The sequence below is a fragment of the Crenobacter intestini genome, from assembly GCF_004919095.1.
GTDB classification, from domain to species: Bacteria; Pseudomonadota; Gammaproteobacteria; order Burkholderiales; family Chromobacteriaceae; genus Craterilacuibacter; species Craterilacuibacter intestini.
Genome location: NZ_STGJ01000011.1, coordinates 73,709 through 98,932 on the forward strand (window position 1 = coordinate 73,709; position 25,224 = coordinate 98,932).

General features: G+C 68.4%; 28 protein-coding genes. 27 read left to right on the top strand and 1 reads right to left on the bottom strand.

Going from position 1 to position 25,224, the window contains the following annotated elements; all coding sequences use genetic code 11:
- Positions 1-135: 135 nt before the first annotated feature.
- Positions 136-996 carry a serine hydrolase gene (locus tag E5K04_RS10885; protein ID WP_136553939.1) on the bottom strand — a complete coding sequence of 287 codons (861 nt, stop codon included), beginning with the start codon at positions 994-996 and terminating at the stop codon, positions 136-138.
- A 119-nt stretch (positions 997-1,115) separates the two neighbouring features.
- Here E5K04_RS10885 and uvrB point away from each other — a divergent pair, with 119 nt between their 5' ends.
- The 27 genes from uvrB (at position 1,116) to E5K04_RS11020 (ending at position 25,095) form a co-directional block, all read left to right on the top strand.
- The gene (gene uvrB / locus E5K04_RS10890) at positions 1,116-3,134 is read left to right on the top strand and encodes an excinuclease ABC subunit UvrB (protein WP_136553942.1); all 2,019 of its coding nucleotides are present in this window, start codon (positions 1,116-1,118) and stop codon (positions 3,132-3,134) included.
- Positions 3,135-3,139: 5 nt separating this feature from the next.
- Positions 3,140-3,619: a low molecular weight protein-tyrosine-phosphatase gene (locus E5K04_RS10895; RefSeq protein ID WP_136553943.1), complete on the top strand. Its 480-nt coding sequence runs from the start codon at positions 3,140-3,142 to the stop codon at positions 3,617-3,619.
- Positions 3,616-4,314, top strand: coding sequence for a chemotaxis protein CheB (locus E5K04_RS10900; RefSeq protein ID WP_136553945.1), 699 nt, complete (start codon positions 3,616-3,618; stop codon positions 4,312-4,314). The genes E5K04_RS10895 and E5K04_RS10900 overlap by 4 nt, the downstream gene beginning before the upstream one ends.
- Positions 4,311-5,627: a sigma-54-dependent transcriptional regulator gene (locus tag E5K04_RS10905; protein ID WP_136553947.1), complete on the top strand. Its 1,317-nt coding sequence runs from the start codon at positions 4,311-4,313 to the stop codon at positions 5,625-5,627. Before E5K04_RS10900 ends, E5K04_RS10905 begins: the two co-directional genes overlap by 4 nt.
- A 15-nt stretch (positions 5,628-5,642) precedes the next feature.
- Positions 5,643-5,963: a flagellar hook-basal body complex protein FliE gene (fliE, locus tag E5K04_RS10910; protein ID WP_136553949.1), complete on the top strand. Its 321-nt coding sequence runs from the start codon at positions 5,643-5,645 to the stop codon at positions 5,961-5,963.
- A 49-nt stretch (positions 5,964-6,012) separates the two neighbouring features.
- Positions 6,013-7,734: a flagellar basal-body MS-ring/collar protein FliF gene (gene fliF / locus E5K04_RS10915; RefSeq protein WP_136553952.1), complete on the top strand. Its 1,722-nt coding sequence runs from the start codon at positions 6,013-6,015 to the stop codon at positions 7,732-7,734.
- Positions 7,727-8,725, top strand: coding sequence for a flagellar motor switch protein FliG (gene fliG / locus E5K04_RS10920; protein ID WP_136553954.1), 999 nt, complete (start codon positions 7,727-7,729; stop codon positions 8,723-8,725). The genes fliF and fliG overlap by 8 nt, the downstream gene beginning before the upstream one ends.
- Positions 8,715-9,566 carry a FliH/SctL family protein gene (locus E5K04_RS10925; RefSeq protein WP_136553956.1) on the top strand — a complete coding sequence of 284 codons (852 nt, stop codon included), beginning with the start codon at positions 8,715-8,717 and terminating at the stop codon, positions 9,564-9,566. The genes fliG and E5K04_RS10925 overlap by 11 nt, the downstream gene beginning before the upstream one ends.
- The gene (gene fliI / locus E5K04_RS10930) at positions 9,559-10,947 is read left to right on the top strand and encodes a flagellar protein export ATPase FliI (protein ID WP_136553958.1); all 1,389 of its coding nucleotides are present in this window, start codon (positions 9,559-9,561) and stop codon (positions 10,945-10,947) included. The genes E5K04_RS10925 and fliI overlap by 8 nt, the downstream gene beginning before the upstream one ends.
- Before the next feature lie 4 nt (positions 10,948-10,951).
- Complete coding sequence (gene fliJ, locus E5K04_RS10935) at positions 10,952-11,392, top strand: flagellar export protein FliJ (protein WP_136553960.1); 441 nt, start codon at positions 10,952-10,954, stop codon at positions 11,390-11,392.
- 67 nt (positions 11,393-11,459) lie between these two features.
- On the top strand, positions 11,460-12,368 hold the full coding sequence (locus E5K04_RS10940; RefSeq protein WP_136553963.1) for a flagellar hook-length control protein FliK: 909 nt from the start codon (positions 11,460-11,462) through the stop codon (positions 12,366-12,368).
- A gap of 99 nt (positions 12,369-12,467) precedes the next feature.
- On the top strand, positions 12,468-12,956 hold the full coding sequence (locus E5K04_RS10945) for a flagellar basal body-associated FliL family protein (protein WP_136553965.1): 489 nt from the start codon (positions 12,468-12,470) through the stop codon (positions 12,954-12,956).
- Between the two features lie 6 nt (positions 12,957-12,962).
- The gene (gene fliM / locus E5K04_RS10950; RefSeq protein WP_136553967.1) at positions 12,963-13,973 is read left to right on the top strand and encodes a flagellar motor switch protein FliM; all 1,011 of its coding nucleotides are present in this window, start codon (positions 12,963-12,965) and stop codon (positions 13,971-13,973) included.
- The gene (fliN, locus tag E5K04_RS10955) at positions 13,951-14,406 is read left to right on the top strand and encodes a flagellar motor switch protein FliN (RefSeq protein WP_136553969.1); all 456 of its coding nucleotides are present in this window, start codon (positions 13,951-13,953) and stop codon (positions 14,404-14,406) included. The genes fliM and fliN overlap by 23 nt, the downstream gene beginning before the upstream one ends.
- Positions 14,403-14,831 carry a flagellar biosynthetic protein FliO gene (gene fliO, locus E5K04_RS10960; RefSeq protein WP_136553971.1) on the top strand — a complete coding sequence of 143 codons (429 nt, stop codon included), beginning with the start codon at positions 14,403-14,405 and terminating at the stop codon, positions 14,829-14,831. The genes fliN and fliO overlap by 4 nt, the downstream gene beginning before the upstream one ends.
- Positions 14,828-15,565, top strand: a complete 738-nt coding sequence (fliP, locus tag E5K04_RS10965; protein ID WP_136553973.1) for a flagellar type III secretion system pore protein FliP — start codon at positions 14,828-14,830, stop codon at positions 15,563-15,565. Before fliO ends, fliP begins: the two co-directional genes overlap by 4 nt.
- 19 nt (positions 15,566-15,584) lie before the next feature.
- Complete coding sequence (gene fliQ / locus E5K04_RS10970) at positions 15,585-15,854, top strand: flagellar biosynthesis protein FliQ (RefSeq protein WP_136553975.1); 270 nt, start codon at positions 15,585-15,587, stop codon at positions 15,852-15,854.
- Between the two features lie 4 nt (positions 15,855-15,858).
- Positions 15,859-16,650: a flagellar biosynthetic protein FliR gene (gene fliR, locus E5K04_RS10975; protein WP_136553977.1), complete on the top strand. Its 792-nt coding sequence runs from the start codon at positions 15,859-15,861 to the stop codon at positions 16,648-16,650.
- A gap of 84 nt (positions 16,651-16,734) precedes the next feature.
- The gene (locus E5K04_RS10980; RefSeq protein ID WP_136553979.1) at positions 16,735-17,460 is read left to right on the top strand and encodes a YebC/PmpR family DNA-binding transcriptional regulator; all 726 of its coding nucleotides are present in this window, start codon (positions 16,735-16,737) and stop codon (positions 17,458-17,460) included.
- Between the two features lie 71 nt (positions 17,461-17,531).
- Positions 17,532-17,900 carry a VanZ family protein gene (locus E5K04_RS10985; protein WP_235844347.1) on the top strand — a complete coding sequence of 123 codons (369 nt, stop codon included), beginning with the start codon at positions 17,532-17,534 and terminating at the stop codon, positions 17,898-17,900.
- 26 nt (positions 17,901-17,926) lie between these two features.
- The gene (locus tag E5K04_RS10990) at positions 17,927-19,222 is read left to right on the top strand and encodes an aminopeptidase P N-terminal domain-containing protein (protein WP_136553981.1); all 1,296 of its coding nucleotides are present in this window, start codon (positions 17,927-17,929) and stop codon (positions 19,220-19,222) included.
- Positions 19,219-20,364, top strand: coding sequence for an FAD-dependent monooxygenase (locus E5K04_RS10995; protein WP_136553983.1), 1,146 nt, complete (start codon positions 19,219-19,221; stop codon positions 20,362-20,364). The genes E5K04_RS10990 and E5K04_RS10995 overlap by 4 nt, the downstream gene beginning before the upstream one ends.
- On the top strand, positions 20,361-21,518 hold the full coding sequence (locus E5K04_RS11000; RefSeq protein WP_136553985.1) for a UbiH/UbiF family hydroxylase: 1,158 nt from the start codon (positions 20,361-20,363) through the stop codon (positions 21,516-21,518). The genes E5K04_RS10995 and E5K04_RS11000 overlap by 4 nt, the downstream gene beginning before the upstream one ends.
- Before the next feature lie 11 nt (positions 21,519-21,529).
- Entirely contained in the window at positions 21,530-22,285 is a 756-nt protein-coding gene (locus tag E5K04_RS11005) for a DsbC family protein (RefSeq protein ID WP_136553987.1), read from the top strand.
- 3 nt (positions 22,286-22,288) lie between these two features.
- Positions 22,289-22,993: an energy transducer TonB gene (locus tag E5K04_RS11010; protein WP_136553989.1), complete on the top strand. Its 705-nt coding sequence runs from the start codon at positions 22,289-22,291 to the stop codon at positions 22,991-22,993.
- Between the two features lie 78 nt (positions 22,994-23,071).
- On the top strand, positions 23,072-23,329 hold the full coding sequence (locus E5K04_RS11015) for an acyl-CoA-binding protein (RefSeq protein ID WP_136553991.1): 258 nt from the start codon (positions 23,072-23,074) through the stop codon (positions 23,327-23,329).
- A gap of 155 nt (positions 23,330-23,484) precedes the next feature.
- On the top strand, positions 23,485-25,095 hold the full coding sequence (locus tag E5K04_RS11020) for a methyl-accepting chemotaxis protein (protein ID WP_136553993.1): 1,611 nt from the start codon (positions 23,485-23,487) through the stop codon (positions 25,093-25,095).
- Positions 25,096-25,224 lie beyond the last annotated feature (129 nt).

Genomic DNA, 25,224 nt, shown 5'->3' on the forward strand with positions numbered 1-25,224 from the left:
AGAGCGTGTTCACGCTCTCGCGAGCGAGACAAGGCGAAAACGGCTGAGAAAGCGGAATGTACAGGTGGTACATGAGCATTTCGAAGCCGATTTCAACGCCGTATCGTCGATGCGCAGCAGATCGTGAACAGGTTCTTAGCCGGCCAGCCAGTGGCCCGGCTGTGCCTCGAGCCAGGTCTTGATGGTGCGCGCGTCGTTGGTGCGCGCGCTGGGCGCGTTGGCGTCGAGCAGCACGATCACCAGCGGCTGGCCGCCGACGGTCGCCTGCATCACCACGCAGCGGCCGGCTTCCTGGATGTAGCCGGTCTTGGACAGGCCGATATTCCACTCGCCTTCGCGCACCAGCGCGTTGCTGTTGCGGTAGTGCAGCGCGCGGCCGCCCCGGCCGTACACGTCGTGCTCGGTCGAGGTGCTGTACTGGCGGATCAGCGGGTAGCCGTACGCCGCGCGCACCATGCGCGAGAGGTCCTGCGCGGTCGAGCTGTTGCGCATGTCGAGCCCGGTCGGGTCGTAGAACACCGTGTCGCGCATGCCCAGCGCCCTGGCCTTGGCGTTCATGCGCGCGACGAAGGCCTGCGTGCCGCCCGGGTAGTAGCGGGACAACACATGCGAGGCGCGGTTTTCCGAGGACATCAGCGCGAGCAGCAGCATCTCGCGGCGGGTCAGCGAGGTGCCGACGGCCAGCCGCGAGCTGGTGTTCTTCAAGCGGTCGATCTCGGCGTCGGAAATGGTCAGCGTTTCGTCCATCGGCAGGCCGGCGTCCAGCATCACCATCGCCGTCATCAGCTTGGTGATCGACGCGATCGGCACGCGCGCGGTCGCGTTTTTCTGGTACAGGGTGTCGCCGGTGCTCGTGTTGACGACCAGCACCGAGTTGGAACTGAGGTGCGGCGCGCTCTGCTGGAACGCGGCAAGATGATAAACTGGCTGTGCTGCCTGGGCGAGCGGGGAGAGGGCGAACACGCCAGCCGCGAGGGCGGAGATGAGTTTCAGCATCCCGTGGGACTCCATGTGACGGGTTGTCGATTGCGTATGTGCGCGATTTTAAGCGTAAAACCCGTTGCTGCGCAGCCGTTTTATAGGTCGGCTGCGACAGACTTTCGCCGGAGACGAAAATGAGCGTGCAAACCTTTCCCGACAGCCCGTTCCGCCTGCACCAGGCGTTCGCGCCGGCGGGCGACCAGCCGGTGGCGATCAGCCAGCTGGTCGAGGGGCTGGACGACGGCCTCGCCTACCAGACGCTGCTGGGGGTGACCGGCTCGGGCAAGACCTTCACCATGGCCAACGTGATCGCGCGCACCGGGCGCCCCGCGATCATCATGGCACACAACAAGACGCTGGCCGCGCAGCTCTACAGCGAGATGCGCGAGTTCTTCCCGGAAAACGCCGTCGAGTACTTCGTCTCCTACTACGACTACTACCAGCCCGAAGCCTACGTCCCCAGCCGCGACCTGTTCATCGAGAAGGACTCGAGCATCAACGAGCATATCGAGCAGATGCGGCTGTCGGCGACCAAGAGCATCCTCGAGCGGCCGGATTGCGTGATCGTCGCCACGGTGTCGGCGATCTACGGTATCGGCGACCCGACGTCCTACCACCAGATGATCCTGCACCTTAAGGAGGGCGAGCGCCTCGCCCAGCGCGAGATCATCGGCCGGCTGACCACCATGCAGTACGACCGCAACGACGTCGATTTCTCGCGCGGCAGCTTCCGCGTGCGCGGCGACGTGATCGACGTGTTCCCGGCCGAATCGGCCGAGCTCGCGCTGCGCATCTCGCTGTTCGACGAGGAAGTGGAGGGGCTGTCGCTGTTCGACCCGCTCACCGGCGAGACGCGGCAGCGGGTCGGCCGCTACACGGTGTTCCCGTCCAGCCACTACGTGACGCCGCGCGACAAGGTGCTCGCCGCGTGCGAGCGCATCAAGGTCGAGCTGGCCGAGCGCGTCGCGCATTTCCAGAAGGAAGGCAAGCTGGTCGAGGCGCAGCGCATCGAACAGCGCACCCGCTTCGACCTCGAGATGCTGTACGAGATGGGCTTTTGCAAGGGCATCGAGAACTACTCGCGGCTGTTTTCCGGGCGCGGCCCGGGCGAGGCGCCGCCGACGCTGATCGACTACCTGCCGAAGAACGCGCTGATGTTCATCGACGAGAGCCACGTAACCATCCCGCAGATCGGCGCGATGTACAAGGGCGACGCCGCACGCAAGCAGAACCTGGTCGAGTACGGCTTCCGGCTACCCTCGGCGGCCGACAACCGGCCGCTGAAGTTCCCCGAATTCGAGCGGCTGATGCCGCAGGCGGTGTTCGTGTCGGCGACGCCCTCGACCTACGAGCACGAGCACGCCGGCCAGGTGGTCGAGCAGGTGGTGCGCCCGACGGGCCTGGTCGACCCCGAGATCGAGATCCGTCCGGTCGCGACCCAGGTCGATGATCTGCTGTCCGAGATCCGCCTGCGCCAGGGGCGCGGCGAGCGCGTGCTGGTGACCACGCTGACCAAGCGGATGGCCGAGCAGCTGACCGATTACTACACCGAACACGGCGTGAAGGTGCGCTACCTGCACTCGGACATCGACACCGTCGAGCGGGTCGAGATCATCCGCGACCTGCGCCTGGGGATGTTCGACGTGCTGGTCGGCATCAACCTGCTGCGCGAGGGGCTGGACATCCCGGAGGTGAGCCTGGTCGCGATCCTCGACGCGGACAAGGAAGGCTTCCTGCGCTCCGAGCGCAGCCTAATCCAGACCATAGGCCGCGCGGCGCGCAACCTCGCGGGGCGTGCGATCCTGTACGCCGACCGCATCACCGACAGCATGCGCCGCGCGATCGACGAGACCGAACGGCGCCGCGCCAAGCAAATCGCGTTCAACCTCGAGCACGGCATCACGCCCAAGGGCATCGAGAAGAAGGTGCGCGACATCATCGACGGCGTCTATGCACCGGACAAGCGCGAGCGCGGCCATGTCGAGGCCGAGGCGCGCGTCGCGATGATGGACGAGAAGGCGCTCGCCCGCGAGATCCGCGACCTCGAGAAGGCGATGCAGGAAGCCGCGCGCAACCTCGAATTCGAAAAGGCCGCCGGCTTGCGCGACCAGCTCAAGGCGCTGCGCGAACTGGCTTTTGTCAACGACCTGTAACGACGATGACCGACTACGCGATCCTGTTTGTCTGCATGGGCAATATCTGCCGCTCGCCCACCGCTGAGGCGGTGCTGCGCGCGCGCCTGGCCGAAGCCGGCCTCGCCGGGCGGGTGACGGTCGACTCGGCCGGCACCCACGGCTACCACGCCGGCGAGCCGCCAGACAGACGCTCGCAGCAGGCGGCGGCGCGCCGTGGCTACGACTTGTCGGACCAGCGCGCGCGGCAGGTTACCGTTGCCGACTTCAGCCGCTTCGACCTGATCCTCGCCGCCGACGCGGCCAACCTCGCCGCGCTCGCCCGTCTGCGTCCGGCGCGCGCGCGCGCGCGCGTCGAGCTCGCGCTGTCGGTGATCGAGCCGGGCATGGAAATTCCCGACCCCTACTACGGCGGCGGCGAGGGCTTCGACGCGGTGCTCGACCTTGCCGAGGCTGCCGCAGAACGCTGGATCGCCAGACTCAGGTCCGAAGGGGTGTTGGCATGAGCGCGCGGCCGAGTGGCACCATGCTGCCCCCGATCGAGGTGTCGCCCAGCCTCAGCGCCGACGCGATCCTCGCGCGCGCGCGCGTCCCGGCACCCGGCCGGCAGCCGCTGATCGCGATCGGCGCGTCGACCGGCGGCACCGAGGCGCTGCGCGTCGTGCTCTCGGCGCTGGAGGCAGGTTCGCCCGCCATCGTGATCTCGCAGCACATGCCCGAAATGTTCACCCGCTCGTTCGCCGAGCGGCTCGACTCGCTGTGCCGGATCCGCGTCAAGGAGGCCGAGGCGGGCGAGCCGGTGCAAGCCGGCGTCGCCTACGTCGCGCCCGGCCACTCCCACCTGTTGCTGCGCGCGACGCCCGCCGGCGGCTACACGGTGCAGCTTGACCGCGGCTCGCCGGTCAACCGCCACCGGCCGTCGGTCGACGTGATGTTCCGTTCGGTCGCCAACGTCGCCGGGCGCCAGGCGCTCGGCGTGATCCTCACCGGCATGGGGCGCGACGGCGCCGAGGGCCTGCTCGAGATGCGCGAGGCGGGCGCGTACACGCTCGCGCAGGACGAGAAAAGCTGCGTCGTGTTCGGCATGCCGCGCGAGGCGATCCTGCGCGGCGCTGCGCACGAGGTGTTGCCCCTGTCCGAAATCGCCCCCCGGCTGACGGCGCTGTGCCGCCAGCGCATCCCTGTCAGAACGGCTCCATGAATACCTTGCCCATCCTGGTCGTCGAGGACGACGCCGACCTGCGTGAAGCCATCGTCGACACCCTGTCGCTGGCCGGTTACCCGGTGCTTGAGGCCGCCGATGGCGAGGCGGCGCTGGACGTGCTCTCGCACGAGGCGGTCGGCCTCGTGGTGTCCGACGCGCAAATGGCGCCGATGGACGGCTACACCCTGTTCGCCCGGATCGCCGAGCGCCACCCCGGCGTGCCCTTCGTGCTGATGACCGCGTACGGGGTGATCGAGCGCGCGATCGAGCTGTTGCGCGCCGGCGCCGCGCACTACCTGCTCAAGCCCTTCGAACCCGCCGCCTTGATCGCCGAAGTCGAGAAGCACGCGCTCACTGCAGGCGGCGGGATGGACGAGGGCGTCGTCGCCGAATCTGCCGCGATGCGGCAGTTGCTGTCGATCGCCGACCGCGTCGCGCGCTCGGACGCGTCGGTGCTGGTCAGCGGCCCGAGCGGCTCTGGCAAGGAGGTACTGGCCCGCTACATCCACCGCCACTCGAAACGCGCCGACGGGCCGTTTGTCGCGGTCAACTGCGCGGCGATTCCGGAGAACCTGCTCGAGTCGACGCTGTTCGGCCACGAGAAGGGCGCGTTCACCGGTGCGACGCAGGCGCTGCCCGGCAAGTTCGAGCAGGCCCAGGGCGGTACCCTGTTGCTCGACGAGATCACCGAGATGCCGCTCGCGCTGCAGGCCAAGCTGTTGCGCGTGCTGCAGGAGCGCGAACTCGAGCGGGTCGGCGGCACGCGCACCATCCGCCTCGACATCCGCGTGCTCTCGACCAGCAACCGGGACGTGGCGGCCGAGGTGGGGGCCGGGCGTTTTCGTGAAGACCTCTATTTCCGCCTCAACGTGTTCCCGTTGCGGGTGCCTGCCTTGCGCGAGCGGCGGGACGACATCCTGCCCCTGGCGCGCTTCTTGCTGGATAAACATCGCGAACAGGAAGGTTTGCCCCGCGTCGCGCTGTCGGCCGACGCCGCCCGTCATTTGACGGGCTATGACTGGGGCGGTAACATCCGCGAACTCGACAATGCCATGCAGCGGGCGGCAATTCTTGCCGGTTCGGCGGAAGTAACTGCCGCCGAATTGATGCTGGGTGGCGGTTTTGCCGTAGATTCCCTTCCTGCCGCAAGCGCCGGTGACGACGCAGACATCAAGACCCTGGAGAAGCGCCACATCCTCGAGACGCTCTCGCAGGTGGGCGGTGTCAGGAAAATGGCGGCCGAAAGGCTGGGAATCAGTGAACGGACCCTGCGCTACAAGCTGCAACGCTACCGCGAAGGGTCCGAGTAATTAAGGAGTCAGGGCATGTCGGCGCAGGGAATCAACCAGTTGCTCGGCGAGATGCGCGCAATGCAGGCGCTGGCGGCGGGCAAGAGCACTGCCGCTCCCCAGACCGCTCCCGCAGTCGAGTTCGGCGACGTGCTGAAGGCGACGCTCGAGCAGGTCAATAGCGTGCAGCAGGCGTCGCAGGACTTGCAGAAGCGTTTCGAGCTGGGCGACGAGTCGGTCAACGTGCAGGACGTCATGGTGTCGATGCAGAAGGCCAGCCTGAGCTTCCAGACGATGACGCAGGCGCGCAACAAGCTGGTATCCGCTTACCAGGAAATTATGAACACCCAGGTCTGATGTCGTCGGCGTTCCGATGGCTGGGGACATCGGATGAAACTTCTCCCATATGGCTGAATTGGTCGACAACACGACGCCGGCCTGGAAAGGCCGGGTAGCCGAGGCGGCAAACCGCTTCAAGGCGCTGCCCAACAACAAGAAGCTGCTCTTCTTCGCCGCGCTCGCCGCGGTGTTTTCGCTGGTCGTCGCGCTGGTGCTGTTCAACCGCGCGCCGGACGAGCGCGTGCTGTTCTCCAACCTGTCCGACGGCGACGGCGGCCAGATCACCGCCGCGCTGCAGCAGATGAACGTGCCGTACAAGCTGGGCGAGGGCGGCGTGATCTCGGTGCCGGCCGACCGCCTGTACGACGTGCGCCTCAAGCTTGCCGCACAGGGCCTGCCCAAGGCCGGCGGTACCGGCTTCGAGCTGATGGACGGCCAGAAATTCGGCATCAGCCAGTTCTCCGAGCAGGTCAACTACCAGCGAGCGGTCGAGGGCGAGCTCTCGCGCACCATCGAATCAGTGTCCGCCGTCCGGCAGGCGCGCGTCCATCTGGCGATCCCCAAGCAAAGCGTGTTCGTGCGCGAGCGCGAGCTGCCGACCGCGTCGGTGATGCTGACGCTGCATCCCGGGCGGGTGATGGACGCCGCGCAAACCGCGGGCATCATGCACCTGGTCTCCAGTTCGGTGCCCAACCTGCCGCTGAAGAACGTCTCCATCGTCGACCAGGACGGCAACCTGATCTCAGGCGCGACCGAGCTTGAAAACGGCTCGGGTCTCGACCGCCGCCAGCTGGGGCTGGTGCGCCAGATCGAGAAGGATTACGCGCAGCGCGTCGAGTCCATCCTCGAACCCATCTTCGGCAAGGGCAACGCGCACGCGCAGGTGACCGCACAGGTCGACTTCTCCGAACTCGAGCAGACCTCCGAGACCTACCGCCCGAATTCGTCGCCCAACCCGTCGGCGACGCGCAGCCAGCAGATCATGGAAAGCCTGGGCAATGGCGCGCCCACGCCGTCCGGTGTGCCCGGCGCGCTCTCCAACCAGCCGCCGTCGGCGGCGTCGGCGCCGCTGACGCTGCCACCGGGCGCTGCGCCCGGCACTGTCACCCTGTCGGGACAGCCCTTGACGCCCACTGGCGCGACACGCCGCGAGATTACTACCAATTACGAAGTCGACAAGACCATCCAGCACCTGCGCCAGCCCAAGGGGCAGGTCAAGCGGCTGTCGGCCGCAGTGGTCGTCAATTTCAAGCTGGTGCCGGACAAGGACGGCGCGCTTAAGCCGACCGCGCTGACCGCGCGCGAGATCGAGCAGGTCAACGCGCTGGTGCGCGAGGCGATCGGCTACAACGCCGACCGCGGCGATTCGGTCAACGTCGTCAACGCCGCATTCGCCGACGCGGTGCTGCCGCCGACGCTGCAGGACAAGGTCGTCGGTTACGTCAGCGACAACGGCGGCGAACTGTTCAAGTACGCGCTGCTGGCCATCGCGCTGGCCTACCTGCTGCTGGGTGTGGTGCGGCCCATCGTGCGCGACATCGTGCGCCCGCCGGTGCCGCCCGTGCCCGAGCGGGGTAGTGCCGAGGCGGCGGTCGTCGGCGGCGGCAAGCTGCTGGCGGTCGCCGGCGACGACGAGGACGGGGAGGGCCGTCCGGCTGGTGCCGAGCTCTCGCCGCAGGAGAAGCAGCGTCTCGACTACGACGCCGCCTTGCTGGCTGCGCGTGAACTGGTGAAGACCGACCCGCGAATGGCGGCGCAGATCATCAAGGAGTGGATTGCCGATGAGTGAAGCAGGCATCCGCCGTAGTGCCGTGCTGTTGTTCGGCCTCGGCCAGAACGAGGCGATCGAGGTGTTCAAGTACCTCGGTCCCAAGGAAGTGCAGAAGCTGAGCCTGGCGATGGCGCAGGTCAACAACGTCAGCCACGGCGAAATCCAGGACGTGGTTGGCAAGTTCCGCGAGGAGTGCGCGGCGCGCGCGAGCATCGGCGCGACCGACGAATACCTGCGCAACGTGCTGATCGAGGCGCTGGGGCCGGACAAGGCCGCCAACCTGCTCGACAAGATCACCCAGGGCAACGACCACAGCGGCATCGAGAGCCTCAAGTGGATGGACGCGAGCTCGGCCGCCGACCTGATCCGCAACGAGCACCCGCAGATCATCGCGACCATCCTCGTCCACCTCGAGCCGGACCAATCGAGCGGCATCCTCGCCAACTTCCCCGAGCGCCTGCGCAACGAGGTGCTGATCCGTACCGCGACGCTGGAAGGCGTGCAGCCGCAGGCGCTGCGTGAACTGAACGAGGTGCTCACCCAGCTCTTGTCTGGCTCCGACCGCATCAAGAAGAGCGCGGCGGGAGGGGTCGGCCTCACCGCGGACATCCTCAACTTCCTGGGCTCCAACGTCGAGGCGTCCGCGCTGGGCTATATCCGCGAGTACGATCCTGAGCTCGCGCAGCGTATCCAGGACAAGATGTTCGTGTTCGAGAACATGCTCGACATCGACGACCGCGCGATCCAGACCATCCTGCGCGAGGTGCAGTCCGACTCGCTGGTCATCGCGCTCAAGGGAACCAGCCCCGAGATGCGCGAGAAGATCTTCCGGAACATGTCGCAGCGCGCCGCCGAGATGCTGCGCGACGACCTGGAGGCGAAGGGGCCGGTCAAGCTCTCCGAAGTCGAGGCCGAGCAGAAGGAAATCCTGAAGGTCGTGCGCAAGCTGGCCGACGAAGGCCAGATCGTGCTGGCGAGCAAGGGCGGGGACGAGGGCCTTGTCGAGTAATCCGATCATCGGCGCCGACGAACTCGGTGCCTGGCAGCGCTGGACCATGGGCGAGCTGGGCGGCGCCGGCCGCGGCAAGGCGGTGCAGGGTGCGCCGCAGGACGCGCGTGCCTTGCTGTCCGGAGTATCCGCCGAGGCGCTGGTGCGCGCGCTGGACGGGGCGGCTGCCGCCGTCGCCGTTCCGGATGCGCCGCAAGCTCCTGTCGAAACGCCCGAGCCGGTGCTGGCCGAGGCGGCGCCTGCTGTCGGCTACCCGACCGCCGCCGAGCTCGAGGCGATCCACCAGGAGGCGTGGCAGGCCGGTTTCGAGGCGGGGCACGGCGAGGGGGCTGCTGCCGGCCGCGCCGAGGGGGAACAGCAGGGGCTGGAGCAGGGGCTGGCGGAAGGACAGCGCCAGGCCGAGGCGCAGGCCGCGGAACGCTTCGCTGCGATGTGGGCACCGCTGCAGGCGACCCTCGACGACTGGTCGGACGGTCTGGCCGCCTTGCAGGGCACGCTCGCGCCGCAACTGGCCGCGCTCGCGCTCGAGATCGGGCAGCGGCTCGCCGGCGAGCAGTTGCAGGCCGACCCGCAGGCACTTGGCCGGCTGGTCGACGAGGCGCTCGCGCCGCTTTCTTCCGAACTGGCCCGCCTGACCGTGCGCGTGCATCCGGACGACGCCGCCCATCTGGAGTCCTTCCTGTCGCAGAACTACCCGCAACTGGCGGTGCGCTGGCAGGGCGACGCGTCGCTCGCGCGCGGCGGCTGCGTGATCGACGCGCCGGTGGTCAGGCTGGACCTCTCGCTGGAGACCCGCACCGCCCAGTTGCGCGAGGCGCTGGGGCTGGACATTCATGGCTGACTGGCTTGCCCGCCAGCAGGACTACCTCGACGCTTGCCGGCAGCGCCTGCAGGGCGTGCCGCTCGGCCGCCGGCAGGGCTTCCTTACCCGGGTGACCGGCCTCGTGATGGAGGCGACCGGCCTGCGGCTGCCGGTCGGCAGCGCCTGCCTGATCGACTGCGGCCGTGGCGAACGCATCGAGGCCGAGGTGGTCGGCTTCTCGGCCGACCGCCTGTTCCTGATGCCGCTGGCCCCGATCCAGGGCCTGCTGCCGGGCACGGCGGTGATCCCGCTTGAGCAGTTGCCACCCTTGCGCTACGGCGTTCCTGCCGCGCGCCAGGGGGCCGGCAGCGGTCGCCAGGTACCGGTCGGCGAGGGTCTGCTCGGACGCGTGCTCGACGCGCTCGGGCGTCCGCTCGACGGCCGTGGCCCGGCGCTGTTCGACGCGACCGCGCCGCTTTACAGTGACCCCCTCAACCCGCTGACGCGCACACCGGTGCGCGACGTGCTCGACGTCGGCGTGCGCGCGATCAACGGCCTGTTGACCGTCGGGCGCGGCCAGCGCCTGGGCCTGTTCGCCGGCTCGGGCGTCGGCAAGTCGGTGCTGCTGGGGATGATGGCCCGCTTCACCCGCGCCGACGTGGTGGTGGTCGGCCTGATCGGCGAGCGGGGTCGCGAGGTCAAGGACTTCATCGAGAACATCCTGGGCGAGGAGGGGCTTGCGCGCTCGGTGGTGGTCGCCGCGCCGGCCGACACCCCGCCCCTGATGCGCCTGCACGGCGCCGCCTACGCGACCGCGCTGGCCGAGCACTTCCGCGCCGAAGGCAAGGACGTGCTCCTCTTGATGGATTCGGTGACCCGCTACGCGATGGCGCAGCGCGAGATCGCGCTGGCTATCGGCGAGCCGCCGGTCACCCGGGGCTACCCGCCGTCGGTGTTCGCCAAGCTGCCGCAGCTGATCGAGCGGGCCGGCAACGGCGAGGCGGGCGGCGGTTCGATCACCGCCTTTTACACCGTGCTCTCCGAGGGGGACGACCAGCAGGACCCGATCGCCGACTCGGCGCGCGCCATCCTCGACGGCCACTTCGTGCTGTCGCGCACGCTGGCCGAGGCAGGGCATTACCCGGCGATCGACATCGAGCAGTCGATCTCGCGGGTGATGGTCGACGTGGTCAGCCGTGAGCATCTGGACGCGGCGCGCCGCTTCAAGCAGCTGTTCTCGCGCTACCAGCGCAGCCGCGACCTGATCAGCGTCGGTGCCTACGTGCCGGGTTCCGACCCCCTGCTCGACGAGGCGATCCGCCGCCAGTTGCAGCAGGTGGCCTTCCTGACCCAGCCGCAGCACGAGGCGCATGACTTCGCCTCTTCCTTCCAGCAGCTGACGCAGTCCTTGGCGGGCTGACGCCATGGCCGGCAAGTTCGACTTCCTGATCGACCTCGCGCAAAAGGCTCAGCAGCAAGCCGCCGACCGCATGCAGGCGGCGCAGGTGCAGCTGGCGGCGCAGGAGGAACGGCTTGCGCAGGTCGACGCCTTCATTGCCGATTATCAGGGCCGCCTGGTCGACGCCGGCCGCGGCGGCATGGGGGTCGAGCGCTACCTCGACTTTCGCGCCTTCCTCGGCAAGCTGACCGACGCGCGCCAGACGCAGGAGCGTGAAGTCGACCGCGCGCGCCAGCGTTTTGTGCTCGAGCGCGAAGCCTGGCTTGCCCAGCGGCGCAAGCTCAAGGCCTACCAGACGCTTGCCGAGCGCGAGGCGGCGCGTGGCCAGCTCGCCCAGCGGCGGCGCGAACAGAAGCTGGTCGACGAATTCGCTACCCGCAACTTCCTGCGCCCGGGTGCCTCCTGAGTATTCTGTCGTTGGCATCATTCTTGCTTTTTTGGTGTAAATCCCGAGTTGAACCGGTTCTGTTTCGATGACGCTTCCCGTAACGCTTGCTTCCATGTTGCCCGGCCGTTCTGGCTTGCCGGGCGTTGCCCGCGCCGCCGCCTTGCCCGGCGGCTTGTTTGCCGACCTGCTCGACATGCAGGTCGGAAGCCTGACCGCCGCCGCGCCGGCGCCGGATGGGCGTCCGGCTCGCAAGCCGGCGGGAGACTTGCTTGACGCCGCCTCGTTGCAGGCAGACACGCAGGCCGTACCCATGCTGGCGGTGCTGCCGCAGGCCGTCCAGCTGCAAGCCTTGCCGCAGCCCGGATTGTCCACGGAGCTCTCTGCGGACGAAGGGGCGGCCGCGGCCGAGACCCTGCTCGAGTTGACGCGCCAGCTCGAACATGGCGCAGGACAGGGCGGCAAGAAGTTGCCGCAACAGGCGGCGGCCGAGCAGCAAATCTTGCCGGCCGGTGCCGCATCCGTCGCAGTGGCCGGCGCAAGGGGCGAGCATTCCGGGGTGCCGGTATCGCTGTCGATCGCCACGCCGCTAGGTCGCGACGAGGCGTGGCAGCGCGCGTTCGCGACCCAGGTCGGCGGCCTGGTGCAGATGAAGGCCGAGAGCGCGCAGATCCAGGTCAGCCCCGCCAATCTGGGGCCGATCGAGGTGTCGCTCAAGCTCGGCCAGGACCAGGCGCAGCTGACCTTCGTCACCGCGACCCCGCAGGCGCGTGATGCGGTTGAGCAGGGGCTGGCTCGGCTCTCCGGCATGCTCGCGCAAAGCGGCATCCAGTTGACCGACGCGCAGGTCTCCTACGGGGACCGTCGTCAACAGCAGGATCAGGCGCCGGGCAAGGGGCGTGGCCGGGGTGAAGGCGGTGACTTTGCAGTGGCCGAACTGGATGCCGCTGTGCAGTCCGCGCACGCAATTGCATCGGGGCTGAGCATTCGCGCCTGATTTTGTGTCGATCGGCTGGCCAGTTGATGGTCGTTTCTGGGACAATGCGTTCATTATTTTCATGATTTCGTATTGATTTCAGGCGCGAGACCCTAATTCATGGCAGAAGAAAAGAAGAAGGCGGTCAGTGGCGGCGGCAACAAGCTGATGCTGATCGTGATCGCCTTGCTGGTGATCCTGATTGCGGCGGTCGGTGGGCTGGGGACGTATATGTTCCTGCACCAGCCCGCAGGCGCGGAAGCGCAGGCCGCGCCCGAGAAGAAGCGGCCAGACGGCCCTCCGGTATTCGAGAAGATGGAACCCTTCGTGGTCAACCTCGCCGGCGGCGACGCGCTGTTGCAGGTCGAGCTGCAGGCGCAGCTCTACGACGCCGAAGCCAAGCAGCCCCTGGTCCAGTACATGCCTAAGATCCGTAGCGGACTGATCCTGCTCTTGTCGTCCAAAAGCGCCGAAGAACTGTCGACGGCGGACGGCAAGGTGCGCCTGAAGGCGCAGGTCAAGAAGATCATGAACGAGGCGATCGGCCAGCCCGGACCCGAGCCGGTCGAGACCGTTCTCTTTACGTCCTTCATCATCCAGCAGCAATAAGCGGCGATGGCTGACGACATCCTGTCGCAGGAAGAGGTCGACGCGCTGCTGCGCGGGGTGACCGGCGACTCCGAGGACGAGGGCGACGGCGCCGACGCGGGTGGTGTGCGCAGCTACGACATCGGCCGCCAGGAGCGCATCGTCCGCGGCCGGATGCCGACGCTCGAGATCATCAACGAGCGTTTCGCGCGCAACCTGCGCATCGGCCTCTTCAATTTCATCCGCCGCAACGCCGAGATCTCGGTGGGGCCGGTGCGGGTGCAGAAGTACAGCGAATTCATCCGCAACCTGGTGGTGCCGACCAACCTCAACCTCGTGCACGTGAAGCCGCTGCGCGGCACCGGCCTGTTGATCTTCGACCCGGACCTGGTGTTCCTGGTGGTCGACAACCTGTTCGGCAGCGACGGGCGCTTTCACGTGCGGGTCGAGGGGCGTGACTTCACGCCGACCGAGCAGCGCATCATCCAGCGCATGCTGCAAGTAGTGTTCACCGAGTACCAGAAGGCGTGGGAGCCGGTGCATCCGATCGAGTTCACCTATCTGCGCAGCGAGATGAACACCCAGTTCGCCAATATCGCGACGCCGACCGAGGTGGTCGTCGCGGTATCTTTCCATATCGAACTGGGCGCCGGCGGCGGCGACTTCCACGTCTGCCTGCCTTACTCGATGGTCGAGCCTATCCGCGACCTGCTCTCGAGCACCATGCAGGCGGACCGCACCGAGGTGGACAACCGCTGGGTCAGCCTGATGTCGCGCCAGGTGCAGGCTGCCGAGGTGGAACTCTCGACGACGCTGGCCAGCGCGCGCATCACGCTGGGCGACGTGCTCGGGCTCAAGGCGGGCGACGTGGTGATGGTCGACATCCCGGAGAAAGTGGTCGCCGACGTGTCGGGCATCCCGGTGCTCGAGGGGCGGTACGGCACGGTCGACGGACATTACGCGCTGAGCGTGGACAAGATACTGGCCGGCGCGCACGAGCTGGCCGAAAGTGACAATGGAGGCTCCGAACGTGAGTGAAAACGCTTCGACGCAGGACAGCGCCGACGACGTGATGGACGACTGGGCGGCGGCGTTCGCCGAGCAGGCCGAAGCGACGGCCAGCGTGTCGCCGCAGCCGGATGCACAGCCTGCCAGCGGCCTGTTCCAGGAATTTTCGCAGGCCGCCCCGCAAGCCGGCGGCGCGCTGTCGCAGAACCTGGACATGATCCTCGACATCCCGGTGCAGCTGACCGTCGAGCTTGGCCGCACCAAGATCGCGATCCGCAACCTGTTGCAGCTGGCGCAAGGCTCTATCGTCGAGCTGGACGGGCTCGCCGGCGAGCCGATGGACGTACTGGTCAACGGCTGCCTGATCGCGCAGGGCGAGGTGGTCGTCGTCAACGACAAGTTCGGCATCCGCCTGACCGACATCATCACGCCGACTGAACGCATCCGGCGCCTGCAAAAATGAGGGTGTTGCCGATAGTGCTGGCGGCGGCGTTGCCGGCCACCGCTTGGGCGCAGGCGAACGCCGTGCAGGCGGCGCCGTCCGGCTGGGCGAGCCTCTTGCAGGTGCTACTCTCGCTCGCGCTGGTGCTCGCGCTGATCGTCGGCGCGGCGTGGCTGACCCGCCGCCTCGGTGGCGGCGCGCTGGGCGCGAGCCGCCACCTGCGGGTGGTCGGCGGCGTGATGGTCGGCCAGAAGGAGCGGGTGGTCATCGTCGAGCAGGGCGGCCAGTGGCTGGTGCTCGGCGTGACCGCCGGCAGCGTGACCCTGCTCGACAAGCAGGCCAAGCCCGACGACGCGCCCGAGGCGCCGCAGACGGCGCTGCCCGAGTCGTTCTCGCGCATCCTCGCGAATACGCTTGCCAGGGCACGCAAGGGGGGCGGCCAATGAGCCGCCGGCTGCTGATGGCGCTATTGCTGACGCTGCCGGGCGCTGCGCTCGCGGCCGGCCTGCCGCTGATGAGCAGCACGCCGGGCCCGGGCGGCGCGCAGAGCTACTCGCTGTCGCTGCAGATGCTGCTCTTCATGACCGGCTTGTCGTTCATCCCGGCCATGGTGCTGATGATGACCTCGTTCACCCGCATCGTCATCGTGCTCTCCTTGCTGCGCCAGGCGCTGGGGACCATGCAGTCGCCGCCCAACCAGGTAATCGTCGGCCTGTCGCTGTTCCTCACCCTGTTCATCATGTCGCCGACGCTGGAGACGGTGTACCAGAAGGCGTGGGTGCCGTTCTCGGACGACAGGATCACCATGATGCAGGCGGCCGACGAGGCGGCCGGCCCGATGAAGGCGTTCATGCTGACGCAGACGCGCGAGACCGACCTCGCGTTCTTCATCGAGGTGTCCGGCAGCGCCAAGCCGGCGACGCCGGCCGACGTGCCCCTGAAGACGCTGGTGCCGGCGTTCGTGATTTCGGAATTGAAGACTGCGTTCCAGATCGGCTTCATGATCTTCATCCCGTTCCTGATCATCGACCTGGTGGTGGCCAGCATCCTGATGGCGATGGGCATGATGATGGTGTCGCCGGTGATCATTTCCCTGCCGTTCAAGATCATGCTGTTCGTGCTGGTCGACGGCTGGACGCTGGTGCTGGGCTCGCTGGTGCAAAGCTTCGCGCAGCGCTGACGCAATTTGGGGGTAAGCCATGAGTCCGGAACTAGTCATCAACCTGGTGCAGCAGGCGCTGTTCACGCTGATCCTGATCGCGGCGCCGGTGCTCGGCGTCTCCTTGCTGGTCGGCCTCCTGGTCAGCATCCTTCAGGCGGCGACGCAGATCAACGAGATGACGCTGACCTTCATCCCCAAGCTGATCGCGCTCTTTATCGTGCTGATCCTCGCCGGGCCGTGGATGCTCAACACCATCATGGACTTCACGATCCGCCTCTACCGCAGCATTCCCGGCGCGATCGGCTAGGCGGATGGCGGCGACCCTCGTCATCACCGACGCCCAGATCAACGCGCTGGTCGCCTATTTCGTGTGGCCGTTCGCGCGCATCTTCGGCCTGTTCCTGACCGAGCCGGTGTTCTCCTCGCGCGCGATCCCGCGCCGCTTCAAGGCGGGCTTCGCGCTGGCGATCACCGTGCTTATCGCTCCCATGCTGCCGCCCCTGCCGGCGGTGCCGCTGGTGTCGGCTGCCGGCGTCGCCATCCTGGTCCAGCAGCTTCTGATCGGCGCGATGATAGGCTTCGTGCTGCGCATCGCGATCACCGCGGTCGAGATGGCCGGCATGCTCTCCGGCATGCAGATGGGCCTGGGTTTCGCGATGTTCTTCGACCCCGCGCAGTCGGCGCAGGTGCCGGCCTTGGGACGGGTGATCTCGGTGTTCGTCACGCTGCTGTTCCTCGCCTTCGGCGGGCCGCAGATCGTGCTCTCGGTGCTCGTTGACAGCTTCAGCGTGCTGCCGGTCGGCTCGCCTTTCCCCTGGCGCAGCCTAGAGGCGCTCGCGCTGTGGGGACGCCACCTGTTCAGCTGGGGCTTGTGGCTGTCGCTGCCGGTGATCGCCGCCTTGCTGGTGACCAACCTCGCGATCGGGGTGATGACGCGCGCCGCGCCGCAGTTCAACATCTTCGCCTTCGGCTTCCCGCTGACGCTGATGATAGGCTTCGTGATGCTCTACCTGTCGCTGCCCCTGTTGCTGCCGGCGATCGAGACGCTGTACGGCGAGTCTTTCGCCTTCGCGCGGGCCTTGTGGTTGCCGCCCAAGCCTTAACCGCCGCTTTTTGCTAAAATCCGCGCCTGAGATTCTTGTTACCACCGCGGGGCCGTACGCCCCGCCACGCATACCGAGGCAACTATGGCAGGTCACAGCAAATGGGCGAACATCCAGCATCGCAAAGGGCGCCAGGACGCCAAGCGCGGCAAGGTCTTCACCCGCCTGATCAAGGAAATCACCGTTGCCGCCAAGATGGGCGGCGGCGACCTGAGCGCCAACCCGCGCCTGCGTCTGGCTGTCGACAAGGCCAAGGCCGAGTCGATGCCCAAGGACAATATCGAGAACGCGATCAAGCGCGGCACCGGCCAGCTTGAGGGCGTCACCTACGAGGAATGCCGTTACGAAGGCTACGGCATTGCCGGCGCGGCCGTGATGGTCGACTGCCTGACCGACAACAAGACGCGGACGGTCGCCGACGTGCGCCACGCGTTCAGCAAGTACGGCGGCAATATGGGGACCGACGGCTGCGTCGCGTTCCAGTTCAAGCACTGCGGCTACCTGCTGTTCGCGCCGGGCACCGACGAGGACGCGCTGATGGAAGCTGCGCTCGAGGCGGGCGCCGAGGACGTGGTCAGCAACGACGACGGTTCGATCGAGGTGGTCACCGGCCCGTGGGAGTTTTCCGACGTGCAGGCGGCGCTCGAAGGGCAGGGCTTCAAGGCCGAGATGGGCGAAGTGACCATGAAGGCGCTCAACGAGACCGAACTTGCCGGCGACGACGCGCTGCGCATGCAGAAGCTGATCGACGCGCTCGAAGACCTCGACGACGTGCAGGACGTGTACACCTCGGCCGTGTTCGACGAGTAAGCCGGTTAGCGACCGACAAGCGGCCTGCGCATCGCGCAGGCCTTTTTTGTGCCGCAAGGCAAGGAGGGCGCATGGTGGCAAGCGTGCCGTGGCGGGCGCTGGCCCTCGCGTGGTGGGGGTTGACCTGGTGGTTTTTGTTCAAGCCGGCGTCGGGCGAGCCGCCGCCGTTCGAGCATTACGACAAGCTCGGCCACTTCCTGCTGTTTTTCGTGCAGGGCCTGCTGCTGGTGCCGGCCTGGCGCGCCCGCGCGTGGCGGCTCATGCTGGCGCTCGCGCTGTGGGCCGTGCTCTCCGAGCTTGCGCAGGGCGCATTCACGGCGGACCGCATGGCCGACCCGTTCGACGCGCTCGCGGATATGGCCGGCGGCGCCTGTGCGCTGGCGCTTTGGTGGGCAGTGCTCGGCCGTTCGGGTAAACTTTTGTCATTGATTGGCCGCTGAATCCACCGTTTTTGCAAGGGGACCCGATGTACGCCAACCCTACCGGCCGCCGGGCCCGTCTTGCCCGCCAACTGGGCGACGCCGTCGCGCTGATCGGCGCCGCGCATGAAGTGTCGCGCAACGGCGACAACAGCTATCCGTTCCGCCAGGACAGCAGCTTCTACTACCTGACCGGCTTCAACGAGCCCGAGGCTTTGGCGCTGGTCGATGGGCGCAGCGGCAAGAGCGTGCTGTTCTGCCGCGCGCGCGACGAAGACGCCGAGCGCTGGACGGGCGCACGCATCGGCCCGCAAGGCGCTATCGAGTTCTACGGCTTCGACGAGGCCTACCCGATCGCCGAGCTCGCCGAGCGGCTGCCGGCCCTGCTTGATGGTGCCGCCTGCGTCGCCTGGCCGGTCGGGCGCGACGCGGCGCTGGATGCGACGGTGAATGCGGCGCTCGCCGTGCTCAGGAACAATGAGCCGCGCGGCCGCCGCGCCCCCGCGCGCTTTGCCGACCTCGCCGCGACACTCGACGAGATGCGGCTGATCAAGGACGCGGCCGAGCTCTCCTTGCTGCGCCGCGCCGGCCGCATCTCGGCCGACGCGCATATCGCCGCGATACACGCGGCACGGCCGGGCCGCTACGAGTACGAGCTCGAGGCCGAGCTGTTGGCGACCTTCTGCCGCCACGGCGCCCGCACGCCCGCGTACGAAAGCATCGTCGCCGGCGGCGCGCGCGCGTGCACGCTGCACTACACCGCGAACAACGCGCGGCTCGCCGACGGCGAGCTGGTGCTGATCGACGCCGGCTGCGAGCTGGGCGGCTACGCGGGCGACATCACGCGCACCTTCCCGGTGAACGGCCGCTTCTCCGGCGCGCAGCGCGACGTCTACGAGATCGTGCTCGCCGCGCAACTGGCGGCGATCGACGCGGTGCGCCCGGGCGTGCCGCTGTCGGCGCCGGCCGACGCGGCGCTCGCCTGCCTCGCCCGCGGGCTGATCGACCTGAAACTGCTGGACGGCACGGTCGACGGCGCGATCGAGTCAGGCGCGTACAAGCGCTACTACATGCACGGGGTCGGCCACTATATCGGCCTCGACGTGCACGACGTCGGCAGCCGCCGGCAGGATGGCGAATGGCGGCGTTTCGAGCCGGGCATGTGCACGACGATCGAACCTGGCCTCTATATCAACGCGGCCGACGACGTGCCGGCCGCGCTTGCCGGCATCGGCGTGCGGATCGAAGACAATGTGCTGGTGACGGCGGCCGGGCGCGAGGTGTACACCGACGCGGTGCCCAAGGCGGTCGCCGATATCGAGGCCTTGATGGGGATGCGATGAAAACGAGGGATGCACACGCCGAAGTGGCGGTTGTCGGCGCCGGCCCGGTCGGCGCCCTGTTGGCCCTGCGCCTCGCCCGCGAGGGCCGCCAGGTGGCGGTGCTCGAGGCGCGCGCGCGGCATGGCGTGCCGCGCGACGCGCGCGCGCTGGCGCTCTCGTCCGCGTCGCTCGCCATGCTCGAGGACGTCTGCCCGCTGCCGCCGGGCGCGGTGACGGCGATCGACCGCGTGCACGTGTCGCAGCAGGGCTTTGCCGGGCGCACCCGCATCGACGGCGAAGACCTCGGGCTAGCCCATCTGGGGGCGGTGGTCGACTACCCGGTGCTGGTGGCCGCGCTGGAGGCTGCGCTTGAGGAGGCCGGCGTCGCCGTGCAATACGGCTGCCGCGTTGAAGGCATCGACACCCTGTCGCGCTACGCGCGGCTGCGTCTGGAAGACGGCGGCACGCTGACCGCGCGCCTGGCGGTGCTCGCCGACGGCGGGCCGCTCGCCGAGCGCCTGCCCGGTGTGGTGCGCCGCGCGCACGACTACGGCCAGTGCGCGCTGATCGCCGGCGTGAAGTTCGAGCAGCCGCCCGCGGGCGTCGCCTTTGAACGCTTCGCGGCGGCCGGCCCGTTCGCGCTGCTGCCGCACGGCGACGGCTTCGTGCTGGTGTGGACGCGCAGCCCGGCCGACGCCGAGCGGCTGTCGGCCGATCCTTTGGCGCTGGCGGCCGAGTTGCAGCAGGCGTTCGGCGGGCGGCTGGGGCGCGTGCGCGAAGTGGGCGGGACGGCGCGTTTCCCGCTGGTGCTGCGCCAGCTCAACCGGGTGGTGAGCCGGCGCGCGGTGATGATAGGCAACGCCGCGCAGACCATGCACCCGGTCGCCGCGCAGGGGCTGAACCTCGGCCTGCGCGACGCGGCGACGCTCGCAGGGCTGCTGTCGGGCGCCGCCGACCCGGGCGAGGCGGCCTTGCTCTCCCGCTACGCGGCCGCACGGCGCGTCGACAGCCACGCGGTGGTCGGCTTCACCCACAGCCTGGTGCGCGTGTTCGACGGCACGGGCGCGCCGGTGTCGCTCGCGCGCGGCACGGCGATGACGCTGATCGACGCCTTGCCCGGCCTGCGCCGCCGCTTCGCCGGCCATCTGGTTTTCGGGGTATGAACACGATGCACAATGAAGACATCCTGGTAATCGGCGGCGGCCTGGTCGGCGCCGCCAGCGCCTTGGCGCTCGCCCGCGCCGGCCAGCGCGTCGCGCTGATCGAACAGCGCGCGCCCGACTTTGCAGTGCTGGAAGAGGGGTGGGACGCACGCATCTACGCGGTCAGCCCGGCCAACCGCGCCTTCCTGCAGGCGCTTGGCGCGTGGCCGGACATGGCGCGTGTCGGCACCATCACGGCGATGGACGTGAAGGGGGATGCCGGCGGGCGCATCGGCTTTGACGCGCGCGACGCCGACACCGATGCGCTGGCGTGGATCGTCGAGAACCGCTGGCTGCTCGCCGCGCTGTGGCGCGCGCTGGACGCGGCCGGCGTCGAGCGGCTGACCGGCGTCTCGCCGGTGTCGTTCGCCTCCGACGCCCGCAGCGCCCGCGTCGGCTTTTCCGACGGCAGCGCGCGGGAAGCGCGGCTGGTGATCGGCGCCGACGGCGCGTCGTCGTGGCTGCGCGATCAACTGGGCATCGCCGCCTCGGTCAAGCCTTACGGCCACAGCGGGGTGGTCGCCAACTTCGCGTGCGAGAAGCCGCACGGCGGCGTCGCCCGCCAGTGGTTCACCGGCGACGGCGTGCTCGCCTGGCTGCCGATGGCGGGCAAGCGCGTCTCCATCGTGTGGTCGAGCGCGGACCCGGACGCGCTCACCGCGCTGCCGGCCGCCGAACTATGCGAGCGGGTCGCCGCCGCCGGCGGCCATGCGCTGGGCGCGTTCGAGCGTTTGACGCCGGCCGCCGCCTTCCCCTTGCGCCTGATCCGCCCGGAACGGGTGATCGGCACCCGCGCGCTCTTGGTCGGCGACGCCGCGCACACCGTCCACCCCTTGGCCGGGCAGGGCGTCAACCTCGGCTTCGGCGACGCGATCGCCCTTGAAGCGCTGCTGTCCCGCGTGCCCGACGCCGGCAGCCACCTGTTGCTGCGCCGCTACGAGCGCAGCCGGCGCGAGGCGGTGCGCACCATGCAGGCCACCTGCGACGGCCTGTTCACCCTGTTTACCACCCGTGACTTGCCCGGCCTCTCCTGGCTGCGCAATACCGGGCTGACCCTGACCGACAAACTGCCGATGGTGCGGCGCGAACTCGCGCGCCGTGCGGTCGGCTTCTGAAAGGATACTGCATGAGCCCTTCCCGCCTGTTGAGCACCCTGCTGCTGACCCTGCCGCTTCTGGCCTGCTCGCCCAGCGACGCCGCGCCGAGCGCCGACGCCGTCAAGAAGGCGTTCACCGCGCGCTTCCCCGACCGCGAAGTGGTCAGCGTCGCGCCCAGCCCGGTCGCCGGCCTCTACGAGGTGGTGATCAAGGGGCAGAACCGCGGCCGCGACGCGTTCACCGTCGTCTACAGCGACGGCAAGGCCGACTACCTGCTGGTCGGCGACCTGATCGACGCCAAGAAGCGCGAGAGCCTGACCGAGGCGCGCATGGAGGCGCTCAACAAGGTGAGCGTCGACTTCGCCAAGCTGCCGCTTGCCAAGGCGGTCAAGGACGTGCGCGGCGACGGCAGCCGCAAGCTGGTGGTGTTCTCCGACCCGGACTGCCCGTTCTGCAAGCGCCTGGAGAAGGACAGCATCGCCAAGCTTAACAACGTGACCGTCTACACCTTCCTGATGCCGCTCTCGCAGCTGCACCCGGACGCCGAGCGCAAGAGCCGCGCGGTCTGGTGCAGTGCCGACCCGGCCGCCGCGTGGACTGCGCTGATGCGCGAGGGCAAGCAGCCTGAGGGCGACGGCAAGTGCGAAGCGCCGATCGCCGAAGTCGCCCAATTGGCCGAACAGTACGGCATCTCCGGCACGCCGGCCTTGGTGTTCGAGAGCGGCGAGCTGGTCGCCGGCGCGATCCCCGCCGAGGAAATCGAGAAGCGCCTCGCGCGCAAGTGACGCGTGCTTGAGGGCAGGGGGCTGCTGATCGCGCTGGCCGCGTCGCTGGCCGTGCACTGGGCCGTCGTCCGGCTGTGGGCGGCGCCGCAGGCGGCCAGCGGCTCGCCGGGGGCGCCCTTGCGCGTGCTTGCGCCTCTCCCTCCCGCGCCCGTGCCGGCACCGGCCGCGGCGACTCAAGCGGCGGTCGAGCCTTTGCCCGCAGCGCCGCTTAGACCTGAGCGGGCGGGCGCTTTGTCGTCCTCCCACGCGGCCTTGCCGCCGGAAGCGCAGGCGCCGGACGCCGTGCAGCCCGCAGAACCCCGAGACGCGCCTGCCGGGACGGACGCCTTGCCGCCGGTTTCGCAGCCTGGCGAAGAAGCCGCGGTGGCCGACCCGCCTGGCGCGCCTGCAGCACCGGACGCGCCGCGCGGCTTCGGTGCCGTCGAGTATTGGCCCGCGCGCCTGCTCGATGCGCCCTCGCAGCCGCTCTCGCCGATCGAGCTGCCTACGCCGGCCGCAACACCCGAAGGTGGCGCACGGCTCGAACTCCTGGTGTACGTCGCCGCCGACGGTAGCGTCGACGCCGTCGAGGTGGTCAGTGCGTCGCCGCCGGGCGTGCTCGAGGCGGTGGCGCTCGACGTGTTCGGCCGCGCGCGTTTCGAGCCGGGCATCAAGGGTGGCGTCGCGGTCCGCCACTACAAGCGGATCGCGGTGGGTATGTCCATGTAATTGATGGTTGGGTTAAGATGGCAGCACGCAGGCGGATCACCGCCGCGCATCAATAATGCAGACTCACGAGGAAACACCATGTCCGATCTGAAGAACATTTTCGAACAAGCACAAAAAGACGTGACCTCGCTCGCCGAGCGTCCGGACAACGCGACCATGCTGCAGCTCTACTCGCTGTTCAAGCAGGCGACCAGCGGTGACGTGCAGGGCGAGAAGCCGGGCATGATGGATTTCATCAACCGCGCCAAGTTCGAGGCGTGGGAGAAGTGCAAGGGCCTGACCGCCGACGAGGCGATGCAGAAATACGTCGACCTGGTGGAAAGCCTGAAGGCCTGATCCGGTAAGACCCCATGCAAAACGGCCCCTCGCGAGGGGCCGTTTTGCATGGGCTTGATCCAGCTCAAGTAGCGCTGCGGCGGCGTGCTTTGTCATTGTCATTGAAGGTAGAATGATCGCACCAGACCTAATAAATAATCAGGGGATTTCGCAGCATGAAGATCGTAAGCAAACTCGCGGCGCTGGTCGCCGTCGGCGTGTCGGCCACCGCGCTGACCGGCTCCATCGGGCTGTACCAGCTCTCCAAAATGGATAAGGTGGTGGATGATGCCTTCGACAGCACGCTGCCGAGTGTCGCCATCCTCGGCAATGTGCGGGCCGACTATCTGGCGCTGCAGCAGCATACCCAGTTCCACCTGATGAGCCAGGACGACGCGCAGATGAGCGGACTCGAGTCGGAGATTGCCAAGCTCGAGCAGGACCTGCAACAGCAGCTTGCCGCGTACGAGCCCTTGCTGTGGGACGACCAGGACCGCGCCTTGTACGCCGAGCTCAAACGGCAGCTCGCCGCGCTCGATCAGGTGCTGGACCAGGTGCGGGATCTGTCGCGGCAGCACCGGGACGAGGAGGCTGCCGCCTTGCTGTTGGGGTCGATTGCCAAGTCCGACGCGCTCGACAAGGTGATGGCCGACTATCTGAAGTACAACCTTGACTGGGTGGCGGTGGGCAAGGCCGACGCGGCTTCTGCGTACCGCCAGGCGCAGTGGCTGGTAGGCGGCGCCTTCGTCGCGGCCTTGCTGCTGTTGGGCGTGATCGGCACCTTGCTCGGCCGGCAGGTTGCCGGCAGTCTGCGCCGTGCCGGGCAGGACGTGTGCGAAATCGCCAACACGCGCGACTTCACCCGCAGGCTCGACGTGTCGGGCAACGACGAGGTCGCTGCGATGCTTGCCGCGCTCAACGGCCTGCTCGGGCAGTTGCAGCAGAGCCTGGCGACGCTGCGCAGCGGCGCGGATGAGGTGTCGGCTGCCGCTGGCGAACTGGTAGGTGGCGCGCACGCGGTGTCGACGGCATCCAGCCAGCAAAGCGCGTCGGCCGCCGAAATGGCGGCTGCGGTGGAAGAGGTGACGGTCAGCATCGGCATGGTCGCCCAGCGCACGCAGGAGGCGGACACCCTGTGCCGCCAGGTGGGCGAGCAGGCGGGGGACGGCCACACGGCGATCGGCGAGACGGCGGCGGGTGTCGAGGCGGTTGCCGTGTCGGTCGGCGAGGCGGGCGGGCATCTGGCCGAACTCGACCGCCAGATGGGCGAGGTGATCGCGGTGGTCAACATCATCCGCGACGTCGCCGAGCAGACCAACTTGCTGGCGCTCAACGCGGCGATCGAGGCGGCGCGCGCCGGCGAGCAGGGGCGCGGCTTCGCGGTGGTCGCCGACGAGGTGAGGAAACTGGCCGAGCGTACCGCCGGCTCGACCAGCCATATCGCGAAAATCATCGACGAAGTGCGCCGCGTCTCCGGCGGTGCGCTCGAGCGCATGCGCTCGGCCGAGCTGCAGGTGGCGAGCGGGCTGGCGGGCGCCGGCGGCGCCCGCACGCGCATGGACGAAGTGCTGGCTGCCGCGACGCAAAGCGGGCGGCTGGTCGGCGAGATCGCGGTCGCCATCGGCGAGCAGAGCCAGGCGACGGCCAGCATCGCCCGCCAGGTCGAGCAGGTCGCGCAGATGGCCGAAGCCAATTCGGCGGCGACGGCCCAGGCTGCCGCGCGTTCGCAGGCGCTGGAGGCCCTGGCCGGCAAGATGCGCGCCGAGGCGGCGCGCTACCGGGTCTGAGCGGCGTTGCGCGTCCGGAAGATGTTGGGCGGCCGTGTTCCGCCGCGAGGTATTTCCTCGGGATGCAGCTAATCCAATTTGGATATACACTCGGCGGGCACCATGCCTTTATGCATGGAAAGCTATAAA

What these genes read in the sequence shown, in the direction of transcription:
- E5K04_RS10885 (WP_136553939.1), bottom strand. Translation starts at nt 996, where the DNA reads ATGCTGAAACTCATCTCCGCCCTCGCGGCTGGCGTGTTCGCCCTCTCC.
- uvrB (WP_136553942.1), top strand. Translation starts at nt 1,116, where the DNA reads ATGAGCGTGCAAACCTTTCCCGACAGCCCGTTCCGCCTGCACCAGGCG.
- E5K04_RS10895 (WP_136553943.1), top strand. Translation starts at nt 3,140, where the DNA reads ATGACCGACTACGCGATCCTGTTTGTCTGCATGGGCAATATCTGCCGC.
- E5K04_RS10900 (WP_136553945.1), top strand. Translation starts at nt 3,616, where the DNA reads ATGAGCGCGCGGCCGAGTGGCACCATGCTGCCCCCGATCGAGGTGTCG.
- E5K04_RS10905 (WP_136553947.1), top strand. Translation starts at nt 4,311, where the DNA reads ATGAATACCTTGCCCATCCTGGTCGTCGAGGACGACGCCGACCTGCGT.
- fliE (WP_136553949.1), top strand. Translation starts at nt 5,643, where the DNA reads ATGTCGGCGCAGGGAATCAACCAGTTGCTCGGCGAGATGCGCGCAATG.
- fliF (WP_136553952.1), top strand. Translation starts at nt 6,013, where the DNA reads ATGGCTGAATTGGTCGACAACACGACGCCGGCCTGGAAAGGCCGGGTA.
- fliG (WP_136553954.1), top strand. Translation starts at nt 7,727, where the DNA reads ATGAGTGAAGCAGGCATCCGCCGTAGTGCCGTGCTGTTGTTCGGCCTC.
- fliI (WP_136553958.1), top strand. Translation starts at nt 9,559, where the DNA reads ATGGCTGACTGGCTTGCCCGCCAGCAGGACTACCTCGACGCTTGCCGG.
- fliJ (WP_136553960.1), top strand. Translation starts at nt 10,952, where the DNA reads ATGGCCGGCAAGTTCGACTTCCTGATCGACCTCGCGCAAAAGGCTCAG.
- E5K04_RS10940 (WP_136553963.1), top strand. Translation starts at nt 11,460, where the DNA reads ATGACGCTTCCCGTAACGCTTGCTTCCATGTTGCCCGGCCGTTCTGGC.
- E5K04_RS10945 (WP_136553965.1), top strand. Translation starts at nt 12,468, where the DNA reads ATGGCAGAAGAAAAGAAGAAGGCGGTCAGTGGCGGCGGCAACAAGCTG.
- fliM (WP_136553967.1), top strand. Translation starts at nt 12,963, where the DNA reads ATGGCTGACGACATCCTGTCGCAGGAAGAGGTCGACGCGCTGCTGCGC.
- fliN (WP_136553969.1), top strand. Translation starts at nt 13,951, where the DNA reads ATGGAGGCTCCGAACGTGAGTGAAAACGCTTCGACGCAGGACAGCGCC.
- fliO (WP_136553971.1), top strand. Translation starts at nt 14,403, where the DNA reads ATGAGGGTGTTGCCGATAGTGCTGGCGGCGGCGTTGCCGGCCACCGCT.
- fliP (WP_136553973.1), top strand. Translation starts at nt 14,828, where the DNA reads ATGAGCCGCCGGCTGCTGATGGCGCTATTGCTGACGCTGCCGGGCGCT.
- fliQ (WP_136553975.1), top strand. Translation starts at nt 15,585, where the DNA reads ATGAGTCCGGAACTAGTCATCAACCTGGTGCAGCAGGCGCTGTTCACG.
- fliR (WP_136553977.1), top strand. Translation starts at nt 15,859, where the DNA reads ATGGCGGCGACCCTCGTCATCACCGACGCCCAGATCAACGCGCTGGTC.
- E5K04_RS10980 (WP_136553979.1), top strand. Translation starts at nt 16,735, where the DNA reads ATGGCAGGTCACAGCAAATGGGCGAACATCCAGCATCGCAAAGGGCGC.
- E5K04_RS10985 (WP_235844347.1), top strand. Translation starts at nt 17,532, where the DNA reads ATGGTGGCAAGCGTGCCGTGGCGGGCGCTGGCCCTCGCGTGGTGGGGG.
- E5K04_RS10990 (WP_136553981.1), top strand. Translation starts at nt 17,927, where the DNA reads ATGTACGCCAACCCTACCGGCCGCCGGGCCCGTCTTGCCCGCCAACTG.
- E5K04_RS10995 (WP_136553983.1), top strand. Translation starts at nt 19,219, where the DNA reads ATGAAAACGAGGGATGCACACGCCGAAGTGGCGGTTGTCGGCGCCGGC.
- E5K04_RS11000 (WP_136553985.1), top strand. Translation starts at nt 20,361, where the DNA reads ATGAACACGATGCACAATGAAGACATCCTGGTAATCGGCGGCGGCCTG.
- E5K04_RS11005 (WP_136553987.1), top strand. Translation starts at nt 21,530, where the DNA reads ATGAGCCCTTCCCGCCTGTTGAGCACCCTGCTGCTGACCCTGCCGCTT.
- E5K04_RS11015 (WP_136553991.1), top strand. Translation starts at nt 23,072, where the DNA reads ATGTCCGATCTGAAGAACATTTTCGAACAAGCACAAAAAGACGTGACC.
- E5K04_RS11020 (WP_136553993.1), top strand. Translation starts at nt 23,485, where the DNA reads ATGAAGATCGTAAGCAAACTCGCGGCGCTGGTCGCCGTCGGCGTGTCG.